This is a genomic window from Bacillus sp. BB51/4 (genome assembly GCF_008368845.1).
GTDB lineage: Bacteria > Bacillota > Bacilli > Bacillales > Bacillaceae_G > Bacillus_A > Bacillus_A wiedmannii.
The window spans coordinates 125,240-145,092 of record NZ_QOSC01000009.1; the positions used below are offsets into that span (position 1 = coordinate 125,240).

Consider the following 19,853-nt stretch of genomic DNA (forward strand, 5'->3'; position numbering starts at 1 on the left):
GATTCTCTTTCTTATACGCCTCAAATTGAAATTATAATCTAATAACCTTTGGCTTGCACTCCTCAATAGCATAAATATAAAAAATGACTTTGGATTAATATCCCAAAGTCATTTTTAGTTCATATTCTCAAAATTTTTTTATTAAACTGGCCATTTTATAGAGTACAATTCATAATAAATTTAAGTATTTTTTTTAACTAATGCCCATATACCATATTTATTATAAAATACATGATCTTCTGAAAAATGCCTACACTCAGCATACCGTAAAATAAAACTCGGACTGTTCTCATCTATACTAAACGTAGAACCATTTTCTAATTTAGGCTGCTCAATGAGATTGTATAAGCAAAAAATCCGCATCAAATCTTGAGCATATTGTGTTGTTACTTGATTTTTAAAAGCAATAACATCTGGTAATCCAAAACAATGCATTCCACATGTGTAGTAAAAATCTTTTTCTTCTACTACTGTTACAAAAGCCTGAAATAAATCTACTGTATCATTTGTATTATATATATTAGCCCACTCTTCAATTGTATTTGCAGTACCTGATGATTCAACTTTAACCCCAAGTCCACCAGCCTTTAAAAGTACATTCGCAACTTCAAGTATCTTTACTACTTTATCAATAGATCCGCCTTCTCCAACTAAATATACAGTTAAGAAATGGTTTTTAATACAATCAAGTTGCTCTTCTGTAAATTTACCATTCCCTGCAATCTCGAAAGCTTCCGCCAAATGTTCATCATACCCATAAATCTCGGCTTCAAAAAATCCTATTGGTTCACCAAGCTTACCAATACTATTTCCTGCAAAAATATATCCTTCACTTTGTCTTGCCACTGATTCAACAATTTCACTTCTGTTTTTCCATAACCCTGGTATACATAAAATTATTTTTGAGCTTTCCATAGTAACCCTTCCTCACCATTAGTTATTTTCTATCAACTTCTTTTAGCTCGCTAAGAATTTCATTAGCAACGCCCTCGAATCTTTTAGGATCGTCAGAAATAATTTCATTAAGCAAATTGATTACTGTTAGTTTTATATCATGATTCATTCCTACAAGAATTTTAGCATACTCACTTCTATATAAATCATTATTTAAAATTCTTATGTTTAGTAGCATTGCCCACTCTTTTGCACTCTCAACCATTTTGGGTAAAGCTTTAGGCATCTCTGTTAGATATTTTTCCATTTCAAAATCTTCAATAAAATGAACTAGACCAAACATAACTTCTTCCTCTTGTGTTTCATCCTCAAATACTATACACAACTCTTTAATAAGCTTCTCATCATCACAATCTGCTAAGCTTTCTAATACACTGTCAAACTCTTCACATTCCGATTGATTTTTTAAAAATCTACAACTATATAATCTCTTGATCTCAGATTTGCTGTCCATATAAACTTCTCCTTTTAAAAGAATTAATAAAATTGTAACTGCTCAGCTATATATTTCATTTACAAGTTTGGTAAAAGGTACTCATTTTTCATCATATAGATTTCTGCCATGAAGATAAAAATGGACATACACTTCGCTGTCTTTCTATGTTTTAAAACTTTACGCGTGGCAGAAATAGGCCCTAACCGCTTCTATGTATGGCCAGTCCCTCTCGACCATTTAAAAAAATACTTTTCAATCGATTTTTTATAGAGTGGCTGAGTAGTTACATAAAATTAAATATTATTGAAATACATAAGACAAATAAAATTGAAAACTAAAATGTTCCTACTATTAGACTAGTAAAGTAAATCATCATTCTTTCTTTAATTCTTTTTTATAATAATCCTCTCTTGCTTGTCTAGCATACTCTCTCAAATTTGGGAGTATCTATTTATATACATTATCTTCCATGTATATTTTTCTCAAATTCAACAAATCAAAAGCAAGAGCATCACGCGGCTCTAAAGAATAATAGTATGCTTTCTCCTCATTAGTCATATTTCGACCGTATGTCTCAGTCCTTCTATGTCTTCCACCTGTTTTCGGTTGTTCTACATTCATTGCCATACCGTCATTTTTAGCTTTTTTAGAATCCCATTCCAGTTTTCTTACTAAGAATTCTGTTGAAGGCATGTGATGAGGTGTAATGTCATCACCAGGTGATCCTGCTTTAATTAGATCTTTATACGTTCCTATGTCCCCTTCATTTGGTAAAAGTTCTTTTGAATCTACATCTTTTACAGTATTACCTGTTCCCTTAGTTAAAACAAAAAGCGATAACTGGGTTACCAATTACCGCTTATTAAGTCACACCATTTGGTGCATTATAAAGTAACAATTATTTTATCATCTATGATAGTTTTCAAGTTGGTGTAATGTCTCATCATGTTATTACCATATGCACTAACAGCTTCATTACCATACACCCTACTTTCATAGTTATCTTTAAATTCTTTTTTATTGACTCTTCCAAACTATCGTAGCTGCTTAGTTTTTTTAATATTATCTACTTGAAATGGATAAGATTACTTTTTATGTTTTTAAATTAATGGCAAGCTATCCCTTTTTATATAATTACCGGTTTCGACACTACCGCTTAATGAGTAATTTTCTAATAGGTATTTTTTTATATTATTTAAACTTTCAACCTTAAAATAACCAGATTCTATCGCGTTTTCACTTAATATTCTTAATGTTTCATCATCAATTATTTCAACCACTTGAGGAACGAATTTTCTTTTTTCCTTTTTATACGCTTGATAAATTGTATAAGACACAGCATCTAATACTGAATACCATGCATACTGTTTTTGTGCATCTTTTTCTTCGTTCGCAAATTCAGCTACATCTATATAATCTTCGCTGTCTATATAGTTACACAAATCATCAGCATCAATTTTTTCACCTTCAAGCCACTTCCAGCAGGAATTTAGCGCTTCTCTACCAGTTTTATATCCATCTTCATCCATATTTATCATATTAAACATATTTTCTGCTATTATCAATCCTAATGCAACTTTGGCCTCTATATTGAGCTTATTAATAAAATCCATGACCATCATTCCCCACTTATTTTCTTATTTTAACCACACTTTCTATCAATCCATTTATTACCTCAAAAGATAATGTATCTCTTGGGTATTGTAAGCTTGGATCTATTTCAGTTGATACTTTAATTTTTAAATTTGGATACATTTCCGTCAATTTCTTAAATATTCCTCTTTTATCATCTGGAACAGAGTCAAACAAACCCTTTGTACATTTATTACAAATTCCATTTGGATTAGATTGATGCATGTATAGTGTCCCCTTCACACCTTCTGGTTTAAGACCTGCTTTTTTTACAGCATCTTCAAATTCAGCTATTACACCTTCTTCTGCATAATCCATGAACTGGGCATGACCTCTTCTTTCCCTACTATAAGGCGCTTTAATTTCACGATTTGGATACATTTCATCCAAACTTGGTAGGCCAGCTTCTTTTCTGACCTTTGGTGATCCACCTTCAAATCTAATACCTTCCATTCCTTTTACATCTGTTTCTCCTACTGCGATAGTATGTGTTCCTGGCACATTCCACTTCTTACGTAAGTTTTCTAAATCTTTATTTCCCAGCTCTATTTTATGTAAGCTTTCACCCGTATCCTTAACCCCACCACTCTCCAAATTCGAGATCCTACTCTGAATACTCGCCTTTGAGGCATCATGGGCTTCTTGGAATTTCCCGCTATAGTTCGTTCCAGATTTAGCAACACTTCCATCTGGCAGTATTTCTACACCTTTAACGAATGGGGATACGGAGTCTACACCTTTTGCTAATGTATTTTCAATTATATAATACTAGTAATTTCTGTTAGCTTTAATTCATAAAAATAATTTTTATAAATTTATAGTATACCTTTCAATTAAAAAAGCACTTGTTGCCTCAAATAGACAATCAAGTGCTTTAAGTTCAAGTGTTTTCTAAGTTTATAAGTCGTTAGTCACTTTAGGCTTATACGTACAATCATTTGATAATTACAGTATGGTACCCTGTATGTCTTGACAAATTTCATTAATCCAATTTAAACGCAACAATTTTTCCTTCTGGATAATCCCCATCCCAACCGCAAGGAAAAGCACCGAGTTGATATATCTCAAACAATTCTTCAACAAAGGAACTACTCTTTCCGTTTATCGCTCTATTGATGGCACAATTAGTAAGGTCAGCTACAACATCGTTATAAAATATACTATATTTAAATGAGCTTTTTCTCACATTATCATCAATAATTTCTAATAATTCTTCCAATCCTTTAGGCTTTTCATTTTCTGGCATTGCGTAATAAATACCCCAAACTTCACTCATTTCCAATTCTCTGATATCTTTCCAATTATACTCATCCTCGCCAAAAATCTCATCATAAGCTAAATGCTCTGCTTTTTTTATATCATTAATAATAACAATCTCATTGGAAATATTATTAGTAAGTTCGCTCTGGAATTTTTTCGAGAACTGAATTACCTCTTCAACTAAATTATTAAATTCACCATAGTTCATTACTTATTATACCACCTTTCCCAAAGGTCAACTGTTGCCCCTCCTCCTCTTTTCCATACAGGGGGCGCAACCTCTTTGTCCATTCTTTCTATTTTGTATTGTTCCAATCCAATTTCTTTAATCCTTTTAAGTTCTTTTTCAAGATAATTACCCTTCATGTATAGTGGTAATCCCTTTTCTTGAAGTAGTCTTAACTTTTGTTGCAATTCAAAAACTTGTTTTTCTATTATAGATATATCTTGCCTAATATCTATTTCATCCAATTTTCCCCTCACAAAATTACTATAAACTGCGTGATATCCTTTATGTCTAGAAGTTACACTAACATCAGCATCTGGAACTCGAAGAAAAAATCCATTTGAGGCATCGTCCATGTCCATGCCTATTTTTTGTAATACAGGATGACGTCTAAATTCCTTAGGAGTAATATGTTGCGCTTCATAAGGAGTTCGTTTTGTAGTTTTAGGCAAACCCATTTCTTCAAACATATTTTCCCCCAGTTTTGTAGAACTTCCTCCTGTCACCTTTCCGGGAGTACCGGGAATAAGCCTATTAACTTCACCCGTACCCTTAACCCCACCACTCTCCAAATTCGAGATCCTACTCTGAATACTCGCCTTTGAGGCATCATGGGCTTCTTGGAATTTCCCGCTATAGTTGTTCGTTCCAGTTCTAGCGACACTTCCATCTGGCATTATTTCTACACCTTTAAAGATTGGGGATACGGAGTCCGTACCTTTTGCTAATGTACTTTCAATTATATAATACTAGTAATTTCTGTTAGCTTTAATTCATAAAAATAATTTTTAAACATTTATAACATGCCTATCTAATAAAAAAGCGCTTGTTGTCTTTCGTAGACAATCAAGCGCTTTAAGTTCATCTGTTTTTAATTGGCATAAATTTGTAAGTTTTATAGTAACAGTATGACACCTTTTACATGCCATGACAAATACTACGTTAAAATCGACGAGTTTGTACGAGTTCTTAGTTTAATATACATTCCATGTGATTATATTCATCACCCAGTAAAATGCCGTATCGCCTAAGCTCGTACTTCATTTTCTATTCTATCATTGCACACAGTACTCCATGATGGTACAACCATCATGAGTCTTTACTTTTTTTACAGCCTGTTCTTTTGAGTTCACTTGTCTTATATGTGTTCATATTTTTAATTTTAGTACTACAAACTTTCTTCTCTTTTACATTGCTATAAATCTAGTATCATAGGTTGTAATGTTTATAAAAACATTATAACCAAACTAATTTATTTACTGTTATAAACTATAATTTAAACACGAGTATTACTTAGAGCAAAAAAGCTTTAAAGTTATTCATAAATATTAGTTATTTAAAATTCATGTTCAAAATCTATATCATATAAATCAATCCATCCTATAAATTTGGGTACTGATTTGGTTGTGATAAACTCTTTTATTATACGATACGCCATTTCACGATCCACATAACTACAATTAGGTATCATAATTATCAGCATTAGGATCAAAGTCCAGTATTACGCTATTAAGTTTATGATTGACATTATTTATTCTGGCCAAAAGATCCTCAACCTCTTCAGATAACAATTCCTTCTCTAATGCCTTCCTATCAATGCTTCCTAGATCTTTTTTTATAGTATCAACCACACCCACAAAAACTTTTGGATGTGTGACTACTATCTCTCCAATGGCTAAGTGAACTAATAAATTTTCTGTTTTACCCTCATTGCAGACGGTTTCGAATTCATAAAATGTTCTTGCAGTAGCATATTTATATCCTCTATCTTTATTTAACATATTCTCATACATTTCTTTAACAGCCTCAATTAATTCATTATACTCCCAATCTTCCATTTATATCCCTCCTATAGACTATGGTTTTAATCTGTTTCCGTTATTAGGGATAACCTCTAGTTCTATATTTTTATATTTTTGAGCAAATTCTGCTATTACCCTACTACAACTATAGCAAGTATCTAATTCTGTAAATAACTTTATTTTACCTTTTGCCTCAGTATTATTTCCAAGTCTGTTAGCTATATCATTTAGAATTTTATACTCAGTATCAGAATCTCTTGGGTACTCAATTCCATTCTTATCTGCTGCTTTTGAAGCTTTAAAAGTTGGATTATTAGGCTTTAATGAAATATCCGCTATCCTTTCCTCTAACACACCATTTAGTTCATTTATGCTACTTTGAGCAAAAAACTCTGATTTATCAATACCTTTAACATCTACTTCTGCCAAAGCAAAGTTCCCGGACTTTTTATATCCACTAGTTAATTTCCCTCTTAGCTCTTTCACTCTATCAATTATATGTGCTTCAGTTGCTGTATCAATTTCCCTTGTAGGATAGACTTTACCCGTACCCTTAGTACCACCACTTCCCCGTATCTCCGCAAGCGAAGCTCTAACACTATCAATCTCATCTTGTATCTTCTGATTACTATCAATGCAGTGCCCATGTACCCAGCCTTCTACGTTAGTTCCAACACGTTCGAGAGTTCCGTTATCATTTGTTCTGTAAACAGGAACCTTGACACTTGCTAAGACAAAATTAAAAGGAATGAATCCTACACAATACAAGATTCATTCCTCACTAGATGCTTATAATATTTGTCTAACTTTTTGGGTTCACTTCACAATCAAGTGTTTTTTTAAACTTTAAGTGCAGTTTAACAAAAAAATATTAAGAAACCTATATCAATTTATTACAAATAGCAATGCTCTATATGTCTAATATATGCAAACTAGCTTAATTATTCTTTATAAACAAACCAAGAGCTAAATATTATAAAAAATCCCCAAATTTATTACTTACTTAAAATATATTTATAAAATCTTCTCTTTTTGTTGGAATTTCAGTATTTGTACTCGAGTAATTATTAATAACTGTTTCCATTTCTTTGATTTCCTCTACAGTAATAAAGCTGGTTTCCACTGCACTATTTAAGAAAATTGTAATACTATCGGTAGTAATACTTTCTAATGACTGTGGTAAATATTTTACTTTTTCATTTTTATAGGCTTCCCAAGAAGTATAAGCGACAGCATCAACTAATAGTGACCAGATCCTAGCAATATTCAAATCTTCTTCTTCCTCTGCAAATTCTGAAATTCCTGTAAAGTCTGCGTTATCAATAAGCTCATATAATTCATCCCCAGTAACAGCATGAGATTCAATCCATAACCAACATTTGTCCAAGGCTTCCCTTCCATCCGGATATCTTTCATCATCCTTGCTGATTATAGAAAATACTCTTTCAGCAACTGCTAAAACAAAGCCTACTTTAACTTCTTTTTGTAAATTCTCGATTAATATATTACCCATGATTTCCTCCTTAAATTATTCAATGATCTTTCCATCTTTTAAAACAAAAGATAACAATCCATTAGTTTTAACACTGCCATCAATCTCCGATGTTACTTCTATTGTTAAGTTAGGATATTTTTTGCTAGCTTGATAAAATATACCACTCTTTTCAATAGGATGTGGTTTCAGTAATCCTTTGCTACACTTATTACATACACCTCTTGGGTTAGATTGATGAATTCTAAGTGTACCCGTTACTTCCGTTGGTTCGATTCCTGCTTTTTTTATAGCATAATCAAACTCATTTAAAACTCCTTCTTCAGCATGTCTTGTAAACTGTGCTAACTTAGGATTTTTTAAATGGTCATATGGAGCCCTAATCTCCCTATTTGGTAAGATTGTATCCAATGAAGGCAGTCCAGCTTCTTTTCTAACTTCTGGAGACCCTCCTTCAAAAGCCAAATCCCTAAGGCCTTTTACATCTGTTTTACCAACTGCTATTGTATTAGTCTCTGGAACATTCCACTTTTTCCGTAAAGCATCCAAATCTTCTTTACCTAATTGGATTTTACTATTACCCGTACCCTATGTTGTAATCTTAAACCCTCACAATAAAAAAACAAACCATATAAAACCTTATTAAACTACTTCTTTCTCTTGTACTATCGGCAATTCATATGCCGTTTTATATTTCAACATGCCATATACAATGTTTACAAGCCTTCTCATAATACATACCAATGCTTGTCCTTTTGTTTTTCCTTCTTTAAGCTTCTTTTGATAGTACGCATGAAACACTGGATTTCGTGGCATCTTACTGCCTTTTGCTACTTGCACTTGCTGTACTGCTAAATTATAAAATAAAGCGTGTAGCGCCCTGTTTCCTTGTTTGCTTTTGTATGTCTTACCTTTCCCACCAGAACCAAAGTAAACAGGCGCAATCCCCGCGAATCGTGCTAATTTGTTGGCATTTGGAAATCGCCTTACATCCCCAATTTCTGCAATTAATGCTGATGCCGTCACAAGTTCTATTCCCGGCATCGTCTCTAATTGATAATCTAGTAGATTTACTAGCTGTTTTAATTCTTTTTCGATGTATTTCATTTCTTTCTTTTTAAACTCAATCTCCCGTACAATACTTCTTACTAAAAAGTCTCGTGTGTCTTGATATTCCTTCATTGTATGTCCATCTTCTTTTACAAGTTTTAATATGTCGCTTGCTTTCTTTACTGAACATGTATTGTTGCTAACATCTAATAAAAAAGCTGTTAATTGCTTTATATTCGCCCCCTCTAAACAAGAGGGTGACGGATATTGCTGCCAAAACGCTAATGCTGTTTTCCCATCTAATTCTGAGAAAAACTTTTTATAACTTGGATAATGATGGTTTAATTGAATATGTAATTGGTTCTTTAATGCACTTTGTGCTTTTACTAATGCATTCCTTCTTGAAACCAGTTGTTGTATTGACCATAATAAATCGTTTGGCTTTGCATCTGGTAATTGATTAAATTTGTTTATCAATATGCGTGCCACACATTCCGCATCCCAACTATCATTTTTGTGTATCATCACTTGGCTTTTTCGTTCTAAAAATGATAAAGCTGGATTTACTTCTTTTACTACCTGTTCGTGATCTACTAAATATTTCGCTAATGCTCTTCCATAACCGCCAACATCTTCTAAACCAAATACAACTGATAAACCATCCCTCACATATGTCTCTACTTCTAATAAAAACTTCGAAAATGCAGATGGTTTATTATCAAATTGTATTTCTCCTAATTTTTCTTGCCAACAATTAATCATAACAGCCGTATGATGCTCCTTATGTAAATCTACTCCTACATACAAATAGTTCTGTCTATTATGCATAACTCATCCCTCTATTCAATGATTTAGTCATATATAAAAATGTCGGCAACCTTAGTTCGAGCGTTCATCTTCCGATGCGCATAGGTACGCAAGCCTATCCATTTTTCATCTCTTTAGTAGTATGTATAGTAAAATGAGCTAATTTTTTAAGTGAGTTTATAAAATAATTGCTGCATGTTGTCCTTTTGTTTGTATTTTCCCGTATTTATACATGCCACGATAAAAATTCTCTCTATCTAACATGCGTTTCACTTGTACTTTCGTAAATTGTTTACCCTTCGCTGTGCAGTAGCCTTCTACATTCAATTGTTCTGCCAATTGGGTAAATGACCAATTTTTAAAAATGTATCTTAACTCAAATAGTCTACGTACAACCACTGCTTTCCCAGCATCTACTTCTAACACCTTTTGTCCTTTTTTGGCCTTGTAACCAAACAGTACACCGCCACCTGCATACCCACCTCGTTCAGCCTTCTTTTTTCTACCTCTGCTTAACTTTAATGCAATTTCAAGTCTTTGATATTGGTCTAATAGTTCTAACATGCCATTCACCAAAAAGTCATTTGGATCATGTGTGTAAATACTATAGCTTGATTGTTCAATTGCCTTCACATCTACTTCATGTTTCTTTAGTTCTCGTTGTATCAATACTTTCGCCATATCGGACAATAGCTCTTGTAGTCCATCACGTTCAACTGTTAATCCCTCTTCATCAACAGTCGCTCCGCTTAATCCTCTATCTTCATACACACGAAGTAGTTCTAAATTATTTTCGTTACAGTAACGTTCAATCTCTTCTACTTGATACGCTAAACTATACCCATCACGTACTTGTCCTTCCGTTGAAACTCGTATGTAACCAACTACTTTCTTTCCCATCATAAATCCCCTCCCGTTACAGTAATTTTAGTCCCTGTAACGTTTACCCGTTTTTTGCAGATAACGTGTTCATAACGTCCATCCGTTAAAACGTACTTTACGATGACTTCAAAACATAATACAACCCTTTAGTTTTCCCTCTACTATCGTCATACACTGTACAAAGCCATTACAGTCTATTAAATTTAACACTTAATATATTTATAAAATCATACGTGTACCAACTTATTTCTACGCTAAAACACAAAAAAGCACTTGTTGCCTTTAATTGACAATCAAGTGCTTTAAGTTCATATGTTTTTAAGTAGCATAAATTTGTAAGTTTTGTAGTAACAGTATGACACCTTTTGTATATCATGACAACTACTACGTTAAAACTTACGAGTTTCTACGAGTTCGCTAGTTTTTTGTCCATTCCATGTGTTTATATTCATCACCCAGTAAAATGTCATCTCGCCTAAGCTCGTACTTCGTTTTCTATTCTATCATTGCACATAATACTCTATGATGGTACAACCATCATGGAGTATCTATTTTCAAACAACTTATTATTTTTTCTATCCACTTCACATAAACTTTATTTTTCATTCATCATTATATTTTTTAATCGTGTAATTCACTTAAAAAATCAGTAAATGTATCTGCAATGTAAAATACATTCTCTCTTGCACGTTCTTCCACTTGTTCTTCTGTTAATCCTTCTTCTCGCATCAACATTTCTTTTTCACCAGCATTTTCATGTTCCCAAAATACCACAACAGGGTTATCCAAAAAAGTTCATAAAATAATAGAGTAATAGTTAATTTTGTATTTGTAATTCCCTTAAAACTTCTGTCCGCAAATCACTCGCAATATTCCCATTCTTATAATCATCCAATAAAAAATTTATTCTCTGAATATAACTATCTGAATCCTCTATACATTTTGCGAAACAATCCATAAAATGGTCTACTAATGTATCATCAACTAAAGCAATTGGTTCTGGATAATATTTGACACCTTCTCTTTCAAATGCTTTTCTACTAGTATAAGCAACTGCATCAATGACACAGTTCCAAGCTATGACATCTGTTTCATTATCTGACATCTCTTGAATTATTGTTATACCATTTTCCTCATTATCTAATAATTGATAAAGAATATCCCCTATATTTTCTTTACCTTTTAGCCATCCCCAACATTTATATATAACTTCCTGGGCTAAAATTTGATCTTCCTTTTGAGAAAATACCGACAAAACTTTTTCTGAAAGTCCAAGAAAAAATATTACTTTACCATCTTCTGTTAAACTACTAAAGTTAGTATTAGCCATAATTAACCTCCAACTAATCAATATACTTTCCATTTTTAATCATTAGATTAAGCCTACCAGTTACTTTAATGCTTTCATCGATTTCCGATGTTACTTCGATTTTTAGATTAGGATATTTTAAACTTAATTGCTTTAACACACCAGGCGGAACTTTATCGTTCGCTAATCCTTGATAACACTTTCTACATACACCTGAAGGGTTCGATTGATGAAGTTTTAATGTTCCTGTTACATCTTCTGGTTTTATACCTGCTTTTATTACTGCTGAATCAAATTCATTCAGAACCCCTTCCTCTGCATGCCTAGTAAACAATGGGTTAGTCCCTGGGGCTTTAATATTCCTGTCAGGCATTACTTCATCTAAATCAGGTAATCCAGCTTCTTTTCGTACTTTCGGCGATCCTCCTTCAAAATTTAAATCTTCTAATCCTTTTACATCAGTTTTTCCAACTGCCACTGTTTCAGTTTCTGGAACATTCCATTTTTTCCTTAGTGCATCTATATCAGTTTTACCAATATCAATCTTACTAACTTGACCCGTACCCTTACTAGCAAGAGAAGCCTCTACACCCTTAATCTTATCATCTATAATCTTATTACTTTCTGTATGATGCTTATTCACCCAGCTTTGGAAATCTGTACCACCTTGTTTAGATATTAGTAAGCCATTTCCGTCAACTTCAAAACTTGCCGATTTGGCTGTCCTATCATCTATGCTTTTGGCTATTTTTTCGCCAAGTTGATACATCTTTTCATTTCCGGATTTCTCCATTTTAAGGCTCGTTAGTTTCAAACGGTCAAGCATAATAGCTTTATTATCACGCAATGATTGTACCACATTTCCACCCAAATTTGGATTAAAACCAGGCATTCCTTCTTTGAATTTTAATAATTTCGCTAAATCTGCTAATTCACTCGTGCCTTTGAATGCTTTTACTCCTTTTCCTAATAGCCCTACAACTGGGATTGCATCTAATCCGCCAAAAATGAAGTTTCCTGTCCGTTCTTCTTGGCTCAATTTCCTGTGTGTTCCCCAGTCTTCTCCGTCAATACCACTTTTTATTTGTACAGCGCCATATACAACTGCGGCAGCAGTCCCAAGTGGTGGGCAAAGGATTGTTGTGATGATGATTCCTACGCCTATTCCTATGTCTCGCACCATTTCTAGTTTTTTCTGTTCATCTTCTATCGATTTGTATTCGAATCCTCGTGTGGATGGGACTACTTTCTTGTATTCTTCATAATTTAGTTTTGCATCTGGATTTTGTTTTTTTAGTTCTTTGTATTCCTCTCTCAGTACGTTATCAAATGCGGGTGAATCTTTAAAAATATCTTCTACTGTTATTTTATCTTTCTTCTTCTGTATTGTTTGTGGTACACTTCCGTAGCCTGCATGCGCACCTGGTAATACTGTCGTTGTTGTAGAGCCAATTCTGTTATTTGTTTCAAAACTGAGAATAGATGTATCTCTCATTTTTTGAGCGAATTTATCCATTTCTACTAAAAAAGGTTTATCTATATGTTCAGAGACCAATCGCCCTGCTTCTCCGCAATATTTTTGTAATGTCGAATAGCTCTCGAGTAATTCCCCTATTTTTTGCGATTGATCTTTTGGGTTAAAATGTATACTACCATCCGTGTCTAAATCTCGTATTCTTCCATCAATTTTTTTCAATAATTCATTTGCGCGCTGTAATTTTATGAGTGCATCTTTTGTAATTCGATTCATACCATCCCCCATGTTTTGCCATGGTTCAGGTCTATATTTCACATCCATTTCGTTTTCATCCCCCAGCCGTATGGTGATTTCTACAACTTACTTAATATTTCACGTAATTGTTCGTCCTTTTCAAGCATTTCCACGCATACATTCCCTACAACTGTCGCCGACCTCGAATAGTGTTCAGCCAATTCAAGTGTTTTGTGTAATATATCAGGATATTTTTCAATTACTCTCATCGCTTCACCTTTTTGATAAAAATCACAGCTTAATAAACTCTCAATATTCGTTCCAATGACGTCTACATGGATTTTATATATATTTTCTAACTTCATTACTATATCAAGTAGTTCTTGAAAATTAACTAATACTTCTTCTCCACCACCAGAACCACTATCTCCCATTGATACTTGCATTATTCAATACCTCCTAACGAGAATTGTCTCGGGTCAATTAATTTTTTATACGGCATTTTTAACACGTCATACAATTTCTTATTTACCGCATAGAGACTCACCCAGTCATATCGATTACATTCTACATCTATTTGAACGAAATCTTCTCCTTCAGTGAAATATAAAAAACATTCCCATTTTCCTCCTCTATTACTCCGAGGCCTCGTATACGTTTCTATCGCTATAACATCTTTATTTGATAAATCTTTTTCCTCAAATGTTTGTTGTTCTTCTTCTGTCATTCTCTTTGAGAAAAATGTATCTTCTATGTCCCTCGGTTCTCTCAACAAGAAAGGGATGCGTGTTAATAAGGAAAAATATACGTCTGGCTTTGGTATGTAGTCGATCTCGTATTTTTTATTTGGTTCTATTTCTGTTAATACAGCCACTCGGTCTTTATCCTCTTTTAAAAAGCCAATTAATACATTATTCATTCTCGTGTATTCATGACAATTTTCATATTCCTTTAATAGCTCAATTATTTGAAAAGCTGCAGGGGTAATTCCATTTTCACTTGTAAGTAAGCCCTTTTCTTTTAAACTCGTAGTTGCTTTCGTGACACATTCTTCATCAAGTAAAATAATTGCGTCACGGTTTGGCAATCCAAATATATCGGTAACCCCAGCTGCACCTGCGAGAACATATAATTCAGCAGGTGCAAAGTTCATTTCTTTCCCCATTCTTTTATCCCTCATTTCTCCATCACAATTGTTTTATCGCCCTTACTTCCGATATATCGCCGTACGTTTGAATACTTTTCTCTAACTCTTTCAAAGCTTTCGTATGTCCTTCAAATGCCTCTACCATTTCTGAATTATATTGAATAATTAAATCTAGATAACTTAAAAAGGCATCTCTCGTTTTTCCATTCCAGTTCGCACATGTAACGTATGCTTTTAAGTTTTTCGCTTGATTTAAAGAATCCTTCATACCATTTTCAATATTTTGCGCGTAAGAAATGGCACTTGCTGTGTTACTTCCTATAATTTCAACCTCTTTGCCACTCATGTGGATTCCCTCCATTCTTTCTATACTTAATGGATAAGTTTTTCAATTTCCTTTTTCTTTTCTTCAAAAGCCTTGGTCGCTGCAGCGTATGCTGACGCTTTCTCCGCTTCTGCTTTTGCTTTATATTCCAAATACTTTGCATAAGCTGTACTTTTTGCAGATCCAACATCGCTTAATGCACTTGTAAAATAGGATACTAATGTATTTAATTCTTCATCCTTTTCATGACGTTTTTGTTCAAATTCAACTGCCGGAATTTTATTAGCTTCTAAGCCATTACTTTTACTCTCATAATCTCTCTTCGCTGATTCAGCCTCTTGAATAAATTGCTTCAACTCTCTTTCTTGATCTTTTAAATAATCATGTAAATCATCATATCGATCTCGTTTCCTCGCACTTTCTGTAAAACCAGACGCATTTAAAAAGGCATTGTACAATTCATCTAACATATTTCTCCCCCTTTAGCACAATAACTACGTAGTTAAATTCGTATATTTAAACATGAATATTCATTACATTGAGAATTTATAAATAATTATTTTTGCATATTGCTATTTTATCAAAGGGGTTTTAACATTTCCATATTTTATAAAAAGCTTTCGCATTTTTCTTCAATTAAATAGCAATGAATATTTATTATCTAAAAATTATAGTTTTATATAGATCGTTGGAATTTTATCCACATTAAGGAAATCAATGACAAATAATCATCATTTAAATGTTATAATTACGATGTATACATATAATAAAGTTAAATTAAACTGGGGAGGCTTTCTCAAATGGGAAAGCAAACAAGCAAAGCTAAAATTTTTTTCGGATTCGTAATCACCGCAGCTCTAGTAACTACAACGATAGTAGGCACAGCAAACGCACAAACAACTACGAATAACTATAAAGTAGCTGGCAATGCGAACACTGTATTTACAGATGTACCAAAGGACCACTGGTCAAAAGATGCTATTGATTACTTAGCGGCAGCAGGGATTTATAAGGGATATGGAAATGAGAAATTTGGTTTTGGAGACAACATTACTAGAGGACAGGTAGCTTCTTTAGTCAATCGACATTTAGGTTTAATAGCAGACGATAAACAAGGAAATATGTTTAGTGATATTACAAATCATATGTTTGAAAAAGATATTAAAGCCATTGCGAAAGCTGGAATTATGACAGGTGATGGAACAGGTACATTTCGTCCAGATGATGTATTAACTCGATATGAGATGGCAGTAATATTACAAAGAGCATTTCATTTAGAATTTAAAGGACAAGAGAAATTTAAAGCCGTACCAAAAGGTCAGTGGGCTTATGAAGCTGTAAATACACTGCGTAGTAACCGTATAGCACAAGGTGACGATGCGGGTAATTTTAATGGAAACATGATTGTGAAGCGTGAGCAGTATGCACAATTTTTCTATAATGCAATAGCAAAAAACAGAGATTATAATTTCAACATCAATTCAAAAGAAGAACTGAAACAAATGTTAACAACAGCTTTACAGAATGGGACGTTTGGTCCATTAAATTAGATGCACTAGGTAAAGATATATCTGAGGTGAAAAAAGAATATGGAGCGCCTGATGTTTGGAAGCAAGCACCATGTACAGAATGTGATGCACCTAATACAGCGGTATACGGCGATTATAATATTGACATGTACCCTTCGGACGCTAGATATATATAGGTAAAAATGGATATCACTATCAATGAATTAAATGGTGAACCAGATGGAATCGGAGCGGATATGACTAGTGAAGGCTTTATATATAATCGAGGAAGCTATTCTCTTTATTCCAGCTTCTCTGATGGTTATATTCAACGCGCTGAAATATCTAAAAATGAACATCATTAATACGTTACAGACAATATAAAATATATAAAGCATAAAAAATCCTTCAAGAACGTGCCTTTCCTTGAGGGGTTTTATTTTGTTCCTATCTATTATAATACAAAGCTGTAAAACTACTACTGATTAAAGTTTCACTTTATTTTTCTTAGTGCTCCGCATTCCATTCACTTAAATACGTTGCGTATTCTAGTTCATCTGGATCATCATCTAGCATAGAAATAAACTCTAATTTATTTCCATCACAATCTAGAAAATATACGCTTGCAGCTGGCATCCACCTTTGGACAATCGGCTCTTGGTTTCCTTTTCCCTGACTCCCTACTACCTCTATTCCACGTTTCTCTAACCATAATTTTGAAGCATTTAAAAACTCTAAATCTACACGAAAGGCGAAGTGTTTCGTCTCAAACTCTTCATTCATATGCATTTCCCATAACCCGAGCATTTGCTCTTTACTTTCTCCTACCCAAAAGAATGCAACTCGTCTTTTCGATAGTCTTTTTGCTAATGCTAAACCTAACTTATTTTGATAGAAATCTATCGCCTTTTCTAAATTTCTTACATGTAAATGAGTTTCATATATGCTTTGTATCATTATATATTTCTCCTTCCCCTACATTCTGATTTTTTAAAATATGTTTTGTTTTTATCATACAAATATTTATATTTTTAAGCATCCTACTTTTGTATCATTGTTCTTTCCTTCAAATGTATAGGTATCCAGCTTTAACGAATACCCCAACGCTGGAGTTCAATACAATGAAACTAGTGAGGTTTTATTCCCCCACACTAATCATGCTTTTATGGAAAATTGACTCTCACCTTCTTTCCTCCCATTAGAAGCTTTACTGCCCACAAATAGCAGGGTAAAAATTCTATTTACATTCATAAATTTTTATAATGTAATAAGATTAACATCTTACTAATAAGAGGAGGAACCATTCTGGATAAAACCAAAGTTATGGCTTATTTTAGTGCAACGGGTGATGTATTTCCTGTTGAAGCAATTACCAATGCCCTACGTATCGAGCCTACAAGAACTTATAAAAAAGATGATGTTGTTGCAAGACGTGATAATCCGAATCTTGTATCCACCAAAACCCTATATAGAAAAGAGACGGATTGGACTTTAAGCACTGGCTATCAAGAATCATACGATATAAATAATCAGTTACATGTTATTCTACAATCTCTTGAAGGAAAAACAGAGCAATTAAAACATCTCAAGAAGAAGTATGGTTTACAGTTTCTTTTTATGGTAGTAATTCAAGTGGAGAATAACGAATCACCTGCAATGTATTTACAAAAAGAGATTATTGATTTTGCTAGTTTCATTCAAGCAGAAATTCATTTTGATCTATATATTTCCTAAAAACAAAAACGCTATTGATATTGGCATCAACAGCGTTTTTTCATGTAACTATTTGTTTTATCTTATTTGTACCTGAAAGTAATTTTTTATATAACTTATTACTTCAATTTCCCCTCAAAGACAATCTTTCTACCGCACGGTTCAACTTCTGTTTTTCCGTTTTTCTTCACTTCATGAAAGATTGGTTCTTCCATACGACGAGACGGTGCGTAGCCTTCTTGTTCCATACGTGCTAAGCAGTCTGTAATTGTTTCGTTTTCGAGTACTTCAAATTTCTTTTTATTAGGTTGTTTTGTCATGCCCTAACCTACTTTCTATTTTTCTTGATGCGAATTGATTCTTCATGTAGACCATATATACCATTGCGAGAATTCCCATTATAATCATAACCGCAATAAAAAAGCTTGTATACTGTATTTTTTCTATAAATACGCCTCCTAATACAGGTCCCATAATACTTCCTAAACTAAAGGCGATTCCAGATAATATATTACCTGCTGGTAGTAAGTGCCTCGGTAATAAATCTGTCATAAATCCAAGACCTAATGAGAAGCACGATCCAATGACCATACCCGCTAACAGCATACAGGCAAAGACGATCCAGTAATATTGATCAAATACTGCTGCAAGTAGGAAAATACCTGTACTTACGCTGAACGTCCACGTTAAAATACGATCTCTTCCATATTTATCACTTAATATACCGAGTGGAATTTGTGTAATAATGCCCCCAACTGCAAACGCTGGTAATAAGAAGGATACATCTGAAACAGACCATCCTTTACGAAGCCCGTATACTGGCAAGTTACTATTTAACATTGCTTCCAGTACGCCATATGCAAGTGGTCCTAGTAATGCAACCCAACCTAATCCAACAACTTGTTTATAACGAGAAATTGATGATTCACTCTCCACTTCTCTTTCATCTTGCGCCGGGAATGCATTTTTCGTTGGAAGTAATAATAGCCAACCTATTAAGCAAAGTATAGTAGATATAATAAATGGTGTTGCAAGACCGTACTGCACAGTGCTTGCTAAATACGGGCCAACAGCAAAACCAATTCCGAAGAATACACCGTATATCGATACTTGTCTCCCTATTTTACTCGGGTCTGATGTTGTCGTAATCCATGTTTGTGTTCCGACATGAAGCATATGATCTCCGACTCCAACTAGAAATCTAAGAATAAACCATACCCAAAATGAAAAAGTTTGTGTAAAAAAGAATAATGAAATAATAACGAGAAACCCACCAATAACGATAATTGGCTTCATTCCAAACTTTTGCATCGGTTTTTCAAGAAACGGTGAAATAACTAATATCCCAATGTATAATGCCGTCGCATGAATACCGTTAATACTTGAACTAACCCCTTCTTGTTCAAAAATCATTGCAATGGCAGGTAAAAGCATCCCTTGTGATAAACCCGAGATTGCTACAATTCCAACCATAATCCAAAAAGTAAAACGCATCGACATCCTTTTCCCTCTCCTTCTCACGCTTTCCACTTTTCATTATAAACTGTTTCTCCAAATGCGTGTACGAATATTATGAATAAAAAAGAAGCTAAAAGAATG

General features: G+C 33.6%; 23 protein-coding genes and 3 pseudogenes. 2 read left to right on the forward strand and 24 right to left on the reverse strand.

Translation table 11 applies throughout. The features are described from left to right. Positions 1-180 precede the first annotated feature (180 nt). The 21 genes and pseudogenes from DN392_RS11795 to DN392_RS11895 form a co-directional block, all read right to left on the reverse strand. Entirely contained in the window at positions 181-915 is a 735-nt protein-coding gene (locus DN392_RS11795; RefSeq protein WP_048566019.1) for a DUF4261 domain-containing protein, read from the reverse strand. 22 nt (positions 916-937) lie between these two features. After that, positions 938-1,408, reverse strand: coding sequence for an Imm30 family immunity protein (locus tag DN392_RS11800; protein WP_048566018.1), 471 nt, complete (start codon positions 1,406-1,408; stop codon positions 938-940). 429 nt (positions 1,409-1,837) lie between these two features. Next, positions 1,838-2,242, reverse strand: coding sequence for a hypothetical protein (locus tag DN392_RS11805; RefSeq protein WP_088321391.1), 405 nt, complete (start codon positions 2,240-2,242; stop codon positions 1,838-1,840). A gap of 248 nt (positions 2,243-2,490) precedes the next feature. Then, on the reverse strand, positions 2,491-3,003 hold the full coding sequence (locus DN392_RS11810; protein WP_016087092.1) for an Imm6 family immunity protein: 513 nt from the start codon (positions 3,001-3,003) through the stop codon (positions 2,491-2,493). A 16-nt stretch (positions 3,004-3,019) separates the two neighbouring features. Then, positions 3,020-3,523 (reverse strand): hypothetical protein, encoded by a 504-nt coding sequence (locus DN392_RS30760; protein ID WP_229195334.1) that lies wholly within the window; start codon positions 3,521-3,523, stop codon positions 3,020-3,022. 60 nt (positions 3,524-3,583) lie between these two features. Further along, positions 3,584-3,784 (reverse strand): annotated as a pseudogene (locus tag DN392_RS31175) (DNA/RNA non-specific endonuclease); the annotation flags it as partial. Between the two features lie 220 nt (positions 3,785-4,004). Then, positions 4,005-4,490 carry a hypothetical protein gene (locus DN392_RS11820; RefSeq protein WP_016087090.1) on the reverse strand — a complete coding sequence of 162 codons (486 nt, stop codon included), beginning with the start codon at positions 4,488-4,490 and terminating at the stop codon, positions 4,005-4,007. Then, positions 4,490-5,251 (reverse strand): AHH domain-containing protein, encoded by a 762-nt coding sequence (locus tag DN392_RS11825; RefSeq protein ID WP_223272456.1) that lies wholly within the window; start codon positions 5,249-5,251, stop codon positions 4,490-4,492. Before DN392_RS11825 ends, DN392_RS11820 begins: the two co-directional genes overlap by 1 nt. A gap of 717 nt (positions 5,252-5,968) precedes the next feature. Next, entirely contained in the window at positions 5,969-6,346 is a 378-nt protein-coding gene (locus DN392_RS11830) for an Imm3 family immunity protein (RefSeq protein ID WP_048566015.1), read from the reverse strand. A gap of 18 nt (positions 6,347-6,364) precedes the next feature. Further along, positions 6,365-7,078 carry a deaminase domain-containing protein gene (locus DN392_RS11835; RefSeq protein ID WP_239661017.1) on the reverse strand — a complete coding sequence of 238 codons (714 nt, stop codon included), beginning with the start codon at positions 7,076-7,078 and terminating at the stop codon, positions 6,365-6,367. A gap of 235 nt (positions 7,079-7,313) precedes the next feature. Continuing rightward, positions 7,314-7,823 carry an Imm6 family immunity protein gene (locus tag DN392_RS11840; protein WP_000526867.1) on the reverse strand — a complete coding sequence of 170 codons (510 nt, stop codon included), beginning with the start codon at positions 7,821-7,823 and terminating at the stop codon, positions 7,314-7,316. Between the two features lie 15 nt (positions 7,824-7,838). After that, the gene (locus DN392_RS30765; protein WP_016118296.1) at positions 7,839-8,351 is read right to left on the reverse strand and encodes a hypothetical protein; all 513 of its coding nucleotides are present in this window, start codon (positions 8,349-8,351) and stop codon (positions 7,839-7,841) included. Positions 8,352-8,444: 93 nt separating this feature from the next. Beyond that, entirely contained in the window at positions 8,445-9,680 is a 1,236-nt protein-coding gene (locus tag DN392_RS11850) for an IS110 family RNA-guided transposase (protein ID WP_048566014.1), read from the reverse strand. A gap of 156 nt (positions 9,681-9,836) precedes the next feature. Beyond that, complete coding sequence (locus DN392_RS11855) at positions 9,837-10,559, reverse strand: recombinase family protein (RefSeq protein WP_064057446.1); 723 nt, start codon at positions 10,557-10,559, stop codon at positions 9,837-9,839. A gap of 603 nt (positions 10,560-11,162) precedes the next feature. Next, positions 11,163-11,327: pseudogene (locus tag DN392_RS11865) on the reverse strand (SMI1/KNR4 family protein); the annotation flags it as partial. Positions 11,328-11,358: 31 nt separating this feature from the next. After that, positions 11,359-11,871 carry an Imm6 family immunity protein gene (locus DN392_RS11870; RefSeq protein ID WP_048566011.1) on the reverse strand — a complete coding sequence of 171 codons (513 nt, stop codon included), beginning with the start codon at positions 11,869-11,871 and terminating at the stop codon, positions 11,359-11,361. A gap of 13 nt (positions 11,872-11,884) precedes the next feature. Next, positions 11,885-13,648: a hypothetical protein gene (locus DN392_RS11875; RefSeq protein ID WP_064057445.1), complete on the reverse strand. Its 1,764-nt coding sequence runs from the start codon at positions 13,646-13,648 to the stop codon at positions 11,885-11,887. 32 nt (positions 13,649-13,680) lie between these two features. Further along, a complete protein-coding gene (locus DN392_RS11880; protein WP_001198201.1) occupies positions 13,681-14,007 on the reverse strand; it encodes a hypothetical protein in 327 nt (108 codons plus the stop codon). Then, positions 14,007-14,726, reverse strand: a complete 720-nt coding sequence (locus tag DN392_RS11885; protein WP_048566010.1) for a DUF5081 family protein — start codon at positions 14,724-14,726, stop codon at positions 14,007-14,009. The genes DN392_RS11880 and DN392_RS11885 overlap by 1 nt, the downstream gene beginning before the upstream one ends. 22 nt (positions 14,727-14,748) lie before the next feature. Continuing rightward, positions 14,749-15,054, reverse strand: coding sequence for a WXG100 family type VII secretion target (locus tag DN392_RS11890; protein WP_016087084.1), 306 nt, complete (start codon positions 15,052-15,054; stop codon positions 14,749-14,751). Positions 15,055-15,080: 26 nt separating this feature from the next. Beyond that, positions 15,081-15,503 (reverse strand): hypothetical protein, encoded by a 423-nt coding sequence (locus DN392_RS11895; RefSeq protein WP_048566009.1) that lies wholly within the window; start codon positions 15,501-15,503, stop codon positions 15,081-15,083. A gap of 330 nt (positions 15,504-15,833) precedes the next feature. Between DN392_RS11895 and DN392_RS11900 the strand changes: the two are divergent. Next, a pseudogene (locus tag DN392_RS11900) lies at positions 15,834-16,906 on the forward strand (S-layer homology domain-containing protein). A gap of 142 nt (positions 16,907-17,048) precedes the next feature. Here DN392_RS11900 and DN392_RS11905 read toward each other — a convergent pair. Further along, positions 17,049-17,498, reverse strand: coding sequence for a VOC family protein (locus DN392_RS11905; RefSeq protein ID WP_048566008.1), 450 nt, complete (start codon positions 17,496-17,498; stop codon positions 17,049-17,051). A gap of 366 nt (positions 17,499-17,864) precedes the next feature. Between DN392_RS11905 and DN392_RS11910 the strand changes: the two genes are divergently transcribed. Further along, positions 17,865-18,275, forward strand: a complete 411-nt coding sequence (locus DN392_RS11910; RefSeq protein WP_048566007.1) for a DUF4279 domain-containing protein — start codon at positions 17,865-17,867, stop codon at positions 18,273-18,275. Between the two features lie 98 nt (positions 18,276-18,373). Here DN392_RS11910 and DN392_RS11915 read toward each other — a convergent pair whose 3' ends face one another. Then, a complete protein-coding gene (locus DN392_RS11915) occupies positions 18,374-18,574 on the reverse strand; it encodes an NETI motif-containing protein (protein WP_000166305.1) in 201 nt (66 codons plus the stop codon). Next, positions 18,558-19,754, reverse strand: a complete 1,197-nt coding sequence (locus DN392_RS11920) for an MFS transporter (RefSeq protein ID WP_088321392.1) — start codon at positions 19,752-19,754, stop codon at positions 18,558-18,560. The genes DN392_RS11915 and DN392_RS11920 overlap by 17 nt, the downstream gene beginning before the upstream one ends. Positions 19,755-19,853 lie beyond the last annotated feature (99 nt).